This window comes from Methylobacterium sp. (assembly GCF_019750675.1).
In the GTDB taxonomy this organism is placed as follows: Bacteria; Pseudomonadota; Alphaproteobacteria; order Rhizobiales; family Beijerinckiaceae; genus Methylobacterium.
Map to the genome: position 1 here is coordinate 1 of NZ_JAIEOF010000462.1, position 10476 is coordinate 10476.

The 10476-nt window shown below is 70.3% G+C and carries 8 protein-coding genes and 1 pseudogene; 5 read left to right on the top strand and 4 right to left on the bottom strand.

What is annotated here, in order from left to right; genetic code table 11:
* Positions 1-1417 (bottom strand): acyl-CoA dehydrogenase family protein (locus K2X24_RS24090; protein ID WP_292501895.1); only part of this gene is annotated, 1417 nt, incomplete at its 3' end.
* Positions 1418-1607: 190 nt separating this feature from the next.
* Positions 1608-2474 carry a DMT family transporter gene (locus K2X24_RS24095; RefSeq protein ID WP_292501896.1) on the bottom strand — a complete coding sequence of 289 codons (867 nt, stop codon included), beginning with the start codon at positions 2472-2474 and terminating at the stop codon, positions 1608-1610.
* Positions 2475-2657: 183 nt separating this feature from the next.
* On the opposite strand from K2X24_RS24095, the gene K2X24_RS24100 reads away from it, so the two are divergent.
* Both K2X24_RS24100 and K2X24_RS24105 read left to right on the top strand, forming a co-directional pair.
* Entirely contained in the window at positions 2658-3542 is an 885-nt protein-coding gene (locus K2X24_RS24100) for a YihY/virulence factor BrkB family protein (protein ID WP_292501897.1), read from the top strand.
* Positions 3543-3676: 134 nt separating this feature from the next.
* Positions 3677-4522 (top strand): transglutaminase family protein, encoded by an 846-nt coding sequence (locus K2X24_RS24105; protein WP_292501899.1) that lies wholly within the window; start codon positions 3677-3679, stop codon positions 4520-4522.
* Between the two features lie 297 nt (positions 4523-4819).
* On the opposite strand, the gene K2X24_RS24110 is transcribed toward K2X24_RS24105, so the two are convergent.
* Positions 4820-6592 carry a glucan ABC transporter ATP-binding protein/ permease gene (locus tag K2X24_RS24110; RefSeq protein WP_292501900.1) on the bottom strand — a complete coding sequence of 591 codons (1773 nt, stop codon included), beginning with the start codon at positions 6590-6592 and terminating at the stop codon, positions 4820-4822.
* 260 nt (positions 6593-6852) lie between these two features.
* Between K2X24_RS24110 and K2X24_RS24115 the strand changes: the two genes are divergently transcribed.
* From K2X24_RS24115 to K2X24_RS24125, 3 genes are all read left to right on the top strand, one after another.
* On the top strand, positions 6853-7626 hold the full coding sequence (locus K2X24_RS24115) for a MotA/TolQ/ExbB proton channel family protein (protein WP_292501901.1): 774 nt from the start codon (positions 6853-6855) through the stop codon (positions 7624-7626).
* Between the two features lie 27 nt (positions 7627-7653).
* Positions 7654-8487, top strand: coding sequence for a flagellar motor protein MotB (locus tag K2X24_RS24120; RefSeq protein ID WP_292501903.1), 834 nt, complete (start codon positions 7654-7656; stop codon positions 8485-8487).
* A 145-nt stretch (positions 8488-8632) separates the two neighbouring features.
* The gene (locus tag K2X24_RS24125) at positions 8633-10324 is read left to right on the top strand and encodes a CHASE3 domain-containing protein (protein WP_292501905.1); all 1692 of its coding nucleotides are present in this window, start codon (positions 8633-8635) and stop codon (positions 10322-10324) included.
* Between the two features lie 65 nt (positions 10325-10389).
* Here the strand turns inward: K2X24_RS24125 and K2X24_RS24130 are convergent.
* Positions 10390-10476 (bottom strand): annotated as a pseudogene (locus K2X24_RS24130) (CAP domain-containing protein); the annotation flags it as partial.

Genomic DNA, 10476 nt, shown 5'->3' on the forward strand with positions numbered 1-10476 from the left:
TGTTGATCTCCACCGCCATCATGGCGATCTTGTCGGCGACGCGCGGGAAGTTGATCAGCGCCTTGCCGAACTGCACCCGCTCCTCGGCGTAGCGCAGGCCGAGATCGAGGGCGTTCTGCGCCACGCCGATGGCGCGGGCCGCCGTCTGGATGCGGGCGGATTCGAAGGTCTGCATGAGCTGGGCGAAGCCCTTGCCCTCGACCTCGCCGAGCAGGTTGGCGGCCGGCACCTCGAAGTTGTCGAAGGCGAGCTCGTACTCCTTCATGCCGCGATAGCCGAGCACGTGGATCTCGCCCCCCGACAGGCCCTGGACCGGGAAGGGCTCGGCGTCGGTGCCGCGCGGCTTCTCGGCGATGAGGAGCGAGAGGCCCTTGTGGCCCTTCTCCTCGGGCTTGGTGCGCACCAAGCAGGTCATGATGTCGGCGCGCACGGGGTGCGTGATCCAGGTCTTGTTGCCCGAGATCCGCCAGACGTCGCCGTCCTTGACCGCCTTGGTGCGGAGCGAGGCGAGGTCCGAGCCGGTGTTCGGCTCGGTGAACACGGCGGTGGGGAGCGTGTCGCCCGAGGCGATGCCGGGCAGGAAGCGGTGCTTCTGCTCCTCGGTGCCGCCGCACAGGATCAGCTCGGCGGCGATCTCCGAGCGGGTGCCGAGCGAGCCGACGCCGATATAGGCGCGGGACAATTCCTCCGAGACCACGCACATGGAGATCTTGGGCAGGCCCATGCCGCCGTACTCCTCCGGGATCGTCAGGCCGAAGACGCCGAGTTCGGCCATCTTGGTGACGATCTCCATGGGAATGTAGGCGTTCTGGCTGTGCCACTCGTGGGCGTGCGGCACGACCTCGGCGAGGCCGAAGCGGCGCATCTCGGAGCGGATCGCCTCCATGTCCTCGTCGAGGCCGGACTTGCCGATGGTGGCCGCCCCGCCGTTGTCGCGGATGCGGGCGACGAGGGCCGCGCGGTTCTCGGCCGTGTTGCCCTCGGCGATCAGGGTCTCGACCGCCGGCGTCCGGAACTTGGCGACCTCGCGGGCGGCCAGGCCGAGGGAGCCGGTGGGGCGGACCATCTCGCCCTGGCTCATGGGGATGCCGGAGAAGATCTGGTCGAGGTACTCGCCGAGCCCGATCCGCACCAGCAGGCTCTCGGTCTCGCCGAACTCGCCGGACTCGGTCAGGCGCTGCGCGTAGGCGGCGAGTTCCCGCACGCCCTCCGCGTAGGTGGCGGTCCAGGCCAGGCCGTGGGTGGCGTGCTGCGCGGTTTCCATCTTCTCGGCCGAGATCTTGCCCTCGTCCGACAGGACGGTGGCGCGCACCCGGCGGGTCGCCTCGGCCACGAGGCCCTTGGCGGCCTCGGCCGCCTCGCGGGCCAGGGACAGGAGATCCTGCGGTTCGGTCGAGACGACGGGGGATGCGGACATGGCACACTCGCTGACGGGGGATGGGGCTTTGCCGTTCATTATAGGCGGCTTTGCCGGGACTGTAGAGGCGTCTCGCCGCAGTGCGGCACTATCCCGCCTGAATGCATTATTCGCGGGCGCGAAAAACCCTGATGTTTCTTGAGGCGGCGGGGTTTGTTGAACTTTATTGAGTGCGATCCCAAAGAAATAATCACCCCCGGCTCGCGATGGCGACCCCGAGAATCGCGATGGCCATGCCGCCCATCTGCACCGGCTCCAGCGCCTCGCCGAACAGGCCATAGGCCATCAGGGCGGAGACCGGCGGCACCAGGAACAGGAGCGCGGCGACCCCCGCCACCGCCCCGCGCCGGATCAGGGCGAGGAGCAGCAGGATCCCCGCCACGGAATTGACGAGGATCGACCAGGCGAGGCCGGCCCAGAGGGGCGCCGATCCGTCGAAGCGCCCCGTCCCCAGGAGGAGCGCCACCGGCACGGCGAGGAGGGCGGCCCCGACGAACTGGATGGCGGCGTTGGTGAGGAGGTCCGCCCCGCCCGCGCGGCTCTTCTGCCAGAGGGTGCCGGCGGTCATCGCCACCATGGCGGCGAGGCAGGCCGCCAGCGCCGGCACCGGGATGCCGGCCGCATCCGGGGCGCCGACCTTCGGGGCCAGCACCAGGAGCGCGCCCGAGAACCCCATGCCGATGCCGAGCCAGCGGCGCCGGCTCACCCGCTCCCCGAGGGCCGGCCCGGCCAGCATCGCGGTCAGGAGCGGTTGCAGGCTGCCCACCAGGGCGGCGATGCCGGCGGGCAGCCCGTGCTGGACCGACCAGAACACGCCGATGACGTAGACGCCCTGCATCATCACGCCCGCGATTCCTGCATGGAGCCAGCCGGCCCGGTCGCGCGGCCAGCGCGCGCCGCGCCAGAGCGCGAGCGCGATCAGGACGAACGCCACGCCGACCACGCGGATCGCCACGAAGGTGAACGCCTCCGCGTGCGGCGCCACGAAGCGCGCCGCGACGAAACCTGTCGCCCAGATCAGGACGAAGAGACTGGAGACGAGGGCCGGTGCGTGCATGGTGCCCGGGAGCCATCACGCCCCGGCGGGGAATTCAACCCTGTTCGGCTCCGGTTCCCGGCGCCGGTTCGTTTTGCGGGCGCGTGGGGCGTTGCGCGAAAGGCCCGCGTTGCGTTTAGAAGACACGCCCGAGCCGTTCGGCCCGGATCGCCCGCCCCGAGCCCGAGGACAAGCCCCAACCCCGTGAGCCGAATCCGCAAGCCCTTCGAGATCGCGGGCGTCGCCGCGCAGCGCTTCGTCGCGCATGACGGCTGGGCCATCGCCAGCCACATCGCCCTCTCGACCCTCACCGCCCTCTTTCCGTTCCTCATCCTGCTGGCGGCCCTGGCGGGCGTGTTCGGCACGAAGTCGCTCGCCGACGAGGCCGGCGTGCTCATCTTCGACGCCTGGCCGCGCGAGGTCGCGAAACCCATCGTGGCCGAGATGCACCGGGTGCTCACCGAGCAGCGCGGCGGCGTGCTCACGGTCGGCGCGGTGCTGGCGCTCTACTTTTCGTCCTCCGGCGTGGAGAGCCTGCGGGTCGGGCTCAACCGCGCCTACGGCCTGCGCGAGGCCCGGCCCTGGTGGCTGACGCGGCTGGAATCCATCGCCTACGTCGTCTGCGGCGCCTTCGCGATGCTGGCCTTCGCGCTCCTGGTGGTGCTCGGGCCGCTGATCTGGCGCAAGGTCATCAACGTGGCGCCGGGTCTGGAGCCCCTGAGCCTCACGGTCGCCATCGGGCGGATCGGCATCACGGCCTTCCTGCTGCTCGCCGTGCTGGTCATCGCACACAAGTTCGTGGCCACGGGGCGCCGCTCGGTCTGGGCGGTGGTCCCCGGCATCGCGGTCACGCTGCTGCTGTGGTTCCTGGCCGGCCTCGGCTTCGGCTATTACCTCGACCGGTTCTCGAATGCCTACGCCTCCACCTACGGGGGCCTGGCCACCGCGATGGTGTTCCTGGTCTTCCTGTACTGGCTCGCCGCGATGTTCCTGTTCGGCGGCGAGATCAATGGCACCGTCATTGCAGCGCGGCGGGTGCGGCTTCAGGCGCGGATGCAGGAAAAGCAGGCTCGGGCCCGGGGGCTCTGAACCGGCTGTGATTCATCCGCGCGCGGCGCCACGCGATGACATCCGTCTGTGACCTTTGCGGCCTAGCCTCCCGGATCGCGCGCGGGCAGTGAGGGGGCCGGCGGTGGCGCGGCGGCCGGCCCGGGGGAGCTTCGATGCGGATCAGGTTTGGGTGCGAGATGGGTTACGAGTTCCCGCAGCCGACACCCCTGATCGCCCGGCTCACCTCCTATCAGGCGGGGGGCCTCGCGGCGGTGCCGCCGGACGTGCTCACCCTCGATCCGCCGCAGCCGGTCCGGACGTTCCGCGACGTCTTCGGCAACCGCACCGTGCGCTTCGTGGCCCCCGCCGGCCCGCTGACCCTGTGCGTCCGGGCCGAGATCGAGGACGACGGCGAACTCGACCCCGTGGTGCCGGAGGCGCGCGAGCACCCGGTGGAGGACCTGCCCGAGGAGGCCCTGCCCTTTTTGGTCGCCAGCCGCTACTGTGAATCCGACCTGCTCTCGCGGGACGCCTGGGACCTGTTCGGCCACCTCGAGCCCGGCTGGTCCCGGGTGCAGGCGATCTGCGACTACGTGCACGGGCACATCACCTTCGGCTACGGCTACGCCCACGTGGACCGCACGGCGGCGGACGCCTTCGTGAGCGGACGCGGCGTCTGCCGGGATTACGCGCACCTGTTCGTGGCCTTCTGCCGGGCCCTCAACATCCCGACCCGGTACTGCACCGGGTATCTCAGCTTCATCGGCGAGCCCGAGCCGCACGCGCCGGGGGATTTCGCCGCCTGGACGGAGGTCTATCTCGGTGGGGCATGGCGCATGTTCGACCCGCGGAACAACGCCCGCCGCCGGGGCCGCATCCTCGTGGCGCGCGGCCGGGACGCGGCGGACGTGCCGCTGACCCACACGTTCGGCTCCAACCGCCTGACCAAGTTCCGGGTCTGGGCCGAGGACGCGACGGTGCCGGCCGTCGCGGCGATTCCGGCGCCCGCCGAGCCCTGATACCGCTTTCGGTCGAGCTCTTCGGTCGGCCTGGTCGGAACGGGCCCCCTCTCCTTCCAGAAAGCGAGCGCGGCGCGCCTGACGGGTCAGTTCATAAATCGGAAATGACATGAAGGACTTGCGAGCCGCGCTTCACGTCGCGCCGGAAGGACGCAAGGCCGCCTGCCGCGATGTCGAAGGCGAGAGGCAAGCGTCCTCGCGACGCCTCCGAAACCCTTCGCAAGCCCCTTCGGCGCAAACGAAAAAAAGCCCTCCCGGTCATCCCGGGGGGGCTTCGTCGTATCCGGTGCCGCCCGTTCAGGCGGCCAGGGGCATCGCGTCCGGCTCCGCGGCCATGAACTGGGCCCGGGCGAGGTCGGCGAAGCGGCCGTTCTGGGCGACGAGGTCGTCGAAGCTGCCCGATTCGACGATCCGGCCCTCGTGGAAGACGAGGATGCGGTCGGCGTTGCGGATCGTCGCGAGGCGGTGGGCGATGACGAAGGTGGTGCGGCCCTCCATCACGGCGTCGAGGGCACCCTGGAGCTTGCGCTCGGTGGTTGCATCGAGGGCAGAGGTCGCCTCATCGAGGATCAGGACCGGCGGGTTCTTGAGCAGGGCGCGGGCGATGGAGAGGCGTTGGCGCTCGCCGCCGGAGAGCGAGCGACCGCGTTCCCCGATCACCGTGTCGAGGCCGTCGGCCTGACGGGCCATGAACTCGGTGGCCTGGGCGCGCTCGAGGGCGTCGAGCATCTCGGCGTCGGTGGCGTCGGGGCGGCCGACGAGGAGGTTCTCGCGGATCGAGCGGGCGAACAGCATCGGCTCCTGGAAGACCACGCCGATGTTGTGGCGCAGGCTGGTGAGGCCGATGTCGCGGATGTCGGTGCCGTCGATCCGGATGGCGCCGTGGTTGGGGTCGAAGGCGCGGTGCAGGAGGCCGAGGGTGGTCGACTTGCCCGAGCCGGTGGTGCCGACCAGCGCGATGGTCTCGCCGGCCTCGGCCGTGAAGGAAACGTCCTCCAGGGCCTTGCGGCGGGCATTGTAGGAGAAGCCGACGCCCTCGAAGGAGACCGCGCCGTCGAAGCGCGCGACCTGCTGGGCGCCCGGGCGGTCGTGCACGGCCGGGGCGGTGTCGAGGATCTCGAAGTACTCGGCGATCTTGGGCATCTGCTGGAACAGGCCGTTGATGCAGGTGGCGACCTGATCGAGGCGCGAGACCAGCATGGTGGCGAGACTCATGAAGGCCACGACCTCGCCGACGCTGGCCTGGCCGTGCTGGTGCAGGGCGATGCCGGTGATGAAGATCGCCGTCATGGTCAGGGTGGCGGAGGCGCGGGTGGCGACGTTGGCCAGCGCCCACCAGGACAGGACCGGGATCTGCGCGGCGAGCAGGTTGCGGATGATGTCGTGCATAGCCTCCTTCTCCGCCTTGGCGCGGGTGAAGGACTGGATCACGGCGACGTTGCCCAGGGCGTCCGAGGCGTGCTCGGCCAGACCCGACTGGTAGGCCTCGACCCGGCCCTGCAGGGTCTCGGTGCGGCGCATGACCATGGTGGTGAGGGCGGTGAAGGCGAGCACGAGCACGACGAGGATCGCGCCGAGCTGCCAGTTCACGAACAGGGTCATGGGCAGGAGCACGATCAGCGACACGAAGGCTACGAAGTGGTCGCGGAAGAAGCCGAGCCAGAGCCAGAACATGCCGTTCGAGCCCTCCAGCATCGCCTTGAGGACGCGGCCGGAATGGTTCGAGGAGTGGAAGGCGAGCGGCAGCTCGAGCACGTGCTCGAAATAGTTCGCCATGGCCGCCAGCCGGTTGCGGTGGGCCAGCCGGTCGGCATGCAGCGCGATGGTGACGCCGGCCGCGATCGTGAACAGGCCGAAGGCGACCCAGGCGGCGATCAGCGGGGCCAGCGTGGCGAAGGCGTTGGTGTTGCTCTTGAGGTGCGTGAGCTGGTCGATGATGCGGCCCATCAGCAGCGGCTCGGCGAAGGCCGCCACCGCCAGGGCCACGTTGGCGAGGGCGAGCAGCGCCGCGAGGCGGCGGTCGGCCCCCAGAAGACCCATGACTCGTGCGTAATGACGAACCAACGACATGATACCGTGTGCTCCGTGCCGGATCGGGCCGCCGCGGGGGCACACCGGAGGCCGCCCAAAAGCGCCGCCAGATACCCGCCGCCAAGCCCTTGGCGTGCCGTGCCTTATGTCCGGCGCTCCCTGAACGGTGCATGACCCGATCGTCGGCCCCTGGCCAGCATTTTTACGGTTCCTTCAGCATGATTTCGTAGGGGTGGGTTCGGCGCCCGTCCTCGCGGCGCCACCGCGGCATGCGGGCAGCCGCTCAGGCGTCGGGTGACATGGATCTCGCAACCGGTATCGGGCTCATCGGCGGCTTCGCCGTGGTCTTCATCCTGATCATGATCGATGGCGGCAACTTCGCCGCCTACTTCGACAAGCACGCCGTCATCGTGATCTTCGGCGGTGCCACCGCCGCCACGATGATGCGCTTTCCCTTCTCGACGATGATGCACGGCCTACCCATGGGCCTGCGCTACGCCTTCTCGATGCGCGCCATCAAGCCGCGCGAACTGATCGAGGAGATCACCAAGATCGCCGACGTGGTGCGCAAGTCCGGCCCGATGGCCCTGGAGAACATGGAGATCTCCGATCCCTTCCTGGCGCAGGGGGCCCGCTACATCGCCGACGGCTACGACCGCGAGTTCATCCGCGACACGATGGAGCGCGACCGCGACAACTTCCTCATGCACCTCGACGAGGGCTCGAAGATCTATCGCGCCTTCGGCGACTGCGCCCCGGCCTGGGGCATGATCGGCACGATCCTCGGCATGGTGACGATGTTCGCCAACATGTCCGACCCCTCGAAACTCGGCCCCGCCATGGCCACCGCCCTGCTGGCCACCCTCTACGGGGCACTGATCGCCAACATGATCACCCTGCCGCTGGCCGACAAGCTGCACGTGAAGCTGGAGGAGGAGGACGTCTCCCGCTCGCTCATCATCGACGGCATCCTGCTCATCCGCGACGCCAAGAGCGCCTCGCTGGTGCGCGAGATGCTGATCGCCTACCTGCCGCACAACCACCGCGACGAACTCGTGGCCGAGGCGGCCTGACGCGCATGACCGAGCGGGGTCGCGCGCATGGCTAAGAAGAAGCGCGGCGGCGCGCATGGCGGCCACGGCTGGTTCGTGACCTTCGCCGACCTGATGGCGCTCCTCATGAGCTTCTTCGTCATGATCGCCGCCTACTCGACCCAGGACCAGAAGAAGATGCAGGCGGTGGCCGGCTCCATGCGCGACGCCTTCGGCGTCAACAAGGAGTCGCGCTTCGCCGGCATCATCGAGAAGGATGGCCTCGCCCACGCCGACAAGGTGAAATACAAGCGCGACATCCCGCCCGAACTCGCCTCCGACCACACCACCCCGCCGGCGGTGGACGGCAACGTCGACGAGGGCATGCCGGACAAGGGCTATCCGGACGGCGCCGGCCTCGCCGCCGCGAGCCTGCGCCAGGCGATGCAGGACATGCCCGAGGTCGCCGAACTGTCGAAGAACATCTTCGTTGCACCCTCGCAGCGGGGCGTCGACGTGTCCATCGTCGACCAGGACGGCGCCTCGATGTTCCGCGACGGGTCGAGCCGTCCCAACGACCGCACCCGGCGCCTGCTGGAGCGCCTCGCCGTGACCCTGCGCAAGATGCCCAACCGCATCGCCATCACGGGCTACACCGCCACGGAACGCCCTGGCTCGCGTCCCCTCGCCCCGCCCTGGGAACTCTCCGCCAACCGGGCGATCAGCGTGCGGGAGATCCTGGCCGGCAGCGGCGTGCCCGACGACCGCTTCGCCTCCGTCACGGGCAAGGCCGACACCGAGCCGATGTTTCCCGACAACCCCTACCTGCCCGCCAACCGGCGGGTGACGGTGACGCTCCTCAGCGAGCCCGCCCCGACGCCCCGCATGAAGAACTTTCCCTGAGTCGTCCTCCGGCCGCGATGCGCGCGTCGGCCCGGCCAGACGTAACATTTGTTTATCGAATGCGGCGGTATCCCTGGCGTGACCCGGCCGGGCTCCGTGCGAGGCGGCGGGCCAACGGCCCCCGTCACGCCACCAGGTTGTCCCCATGCTGTCCCGCCTCGTCGACCTGAAGATCGCCGCCAAGATCGGCTCGGCCCTGGCGATCGTCCTCGTGGCGTCCACGACCGTCTCGGTGCTGTCACTGCGCACCCTGTCGACCATCGAGGACGCCGGCGAGCGGACGCGGCACACCTACGAGGTGCTCGGCGAGATGAGCCGCCTCACCGGCGCGATGGTCGACCAGGAAACGGGCGTGCGCGGCTACCTCGTCTCGGGCGATGCCGCCTTCCTGGCGCCGTACACGGGCGGGCAGACGGCCTTCGCGTCCGCCCTCGATGCGGCCCGGCGGCTCACGCAGGACAACCCCCGGCAGCAGGAACGCCTGCGCACCCTGGAGGCCGCCGCCCGCCAGTGGCGGGAGAACGTCGCCGAGCGCGAGATCCGCCTGATGGCCGCCCCGGCCACGCAGGAGGAGGCGCGCCGCCTGGAGGCCTCCGGCGCCGGCAAGACCGCGATGGATGCGGTGCGGGCCCGGGCGGGCGAGATCGTGGCCGAGGAGACGTCCCTCCTGAAGCAGCGAAGCGACACCGCCGACGCGGCGAACCGGGGCGCGCGGCTCGCGAACTGGATCGGGCTCGGCGTGATCCTCCTGGTCTCCGCGCTGGGGCTCGTGCTGTTGCATCTCGGGATCGCGCGCCCGATCCGGGCCATGACGTCGATGATGGCGCGCCTCGCGCAGGGCGAGAGCGATCTGCCGGTCCCGGGCGCCGGACGCCGGGACGAGGTCGGCGCCATGGCGGCGGCCGTGGGTGTGTTCAAGGACAATCTCATCCGCACGGTCGAGCTGGAGCGCCAGGCGGAACGCGCACGCGCCAGCATCGAGGAGCAGCGCCGGATGGCGATGCGCGAACTGGCCGATGGGTTCGAGCGGACCGTCGGCGGCATCGTCGATGCCGTGGCGGCCTCGGCGACCGAACTCCAGGCCACCGCCCAGGTCATGAGCACCACCGCCACCGAGACGAGCAGCCAGTCGACGAACGTCGCCGCCGCCGCCGAGGAGGCCGCCACCAACGTCACCATGGTGGCCTCGGCCGCCGAGGAACTCGGGTCCTCCGTCGCCGAGATCGGCCGTCAGGTCGACGGGTCGGCCCGGCTCGCCGGCGCCGCCGCCAGCCAGGCCGCCGAGACCACGCGTCTGGTCCAGGCCCTCTCCCGGAGCGCGTCGAAGATCGGCGAGGTCGTCGGGCTGATCTCCAGCATCGCGGGCCAGACCAACCTGCTGGCGCTCAACGCCACCATCGAGGCGGCGCGGGCCGGCGAGGCCGGGCGCGGCTTCGCGGTGGTCGCCACGGAGGTGAAGGAGCTGGCCTCGCAGACCGCCCGCGCCACGGACGAGATCGCCCGCCAGATCACCGAGATCCAGGCTTCCACAGGCCAAGCGGTCGCGGCCATCGAAGGCATCGCCGGACAGGTCCGCGAGATGAGCGATGTCGCGACCTCGATCGCGGCGGCCGTCGAGGAACAGGGCGCGGCCACGCAGGAGATCGTGCGCAACGTCGCCCAGGCCGCTGGCGGCACCGACATGGTGACCACCAACATCACCGGCGTAGCCGATGCGGCCGCCGGCACCGGCGCGGCGGCGGGCCAGGTCCTCGGCGCGGCCTCCGAGCTGTCCCGCCAGAGCGAGCACCTTGGGGCCGAGATCCAGCGCTTCCTTGCCACCGTCCGGGCGGCCTGAGCCGCATCGGGCTGACGGTCGCGGCGACCCTGAGCCGTTTCGGGCCGTCTGCGAGCCGCCGCCGACTACCGCGCGACCAGCAGGGCCCAGTAGACCTTGTATTTCGAGCCCGGCGCGTAGGCGGTGGCGATGCCCATGCGGCGGGCGTCGGG

Excerpts from the sequence above, each read along its gene's own strand:
- K2X24_RS24120 (WP_292501903.1), top strand. The coding sequence starts at position 7,654 with ATGGCTAAGAAGAAGCGCGGCGGCGCGCATGGCGGCCACGGCTGGTTC.
- K2X24_RS24105 (WP_292501899.1), top strand. The coding sequence starts at position 3,677 with ATGCGGATCAGGTTTGGGTGCGAGATGGGTTACGAGTTCCCGCAGCCG.
- K2X24_RS24125 (WP_292501905.1), top strand. The coding sequence starts at position 8,633 with ATGCTGTCCCGCCTCGTCGACCTGAAGATCGCCGCCAAGATCGGCTCG.
- K2X24_RS24110 (WP_292501900.1), bottom strand. The coding sequence starts at position 6,592 with ATGTCGTTGGTTCGTCATTACGCACGAGTCATGGGTCTTCTGGGGGCC.
- K2X24_RS24095 (WP_292501896.1), bottom strand. The coding sequence starts at position 2,474 with ATGCACGCACCGGCCCTCGTCTCCAGTCTCTTCGTCCTGATCTGGGCG.
- K2X24_RS24115 (WP_292501901.1), top strand. The coding sequence starts at position 6,853 with ATGGATCTCGCAACCGGTATCGGGCTCATCGGCGGCTTCGCCGTGGTC.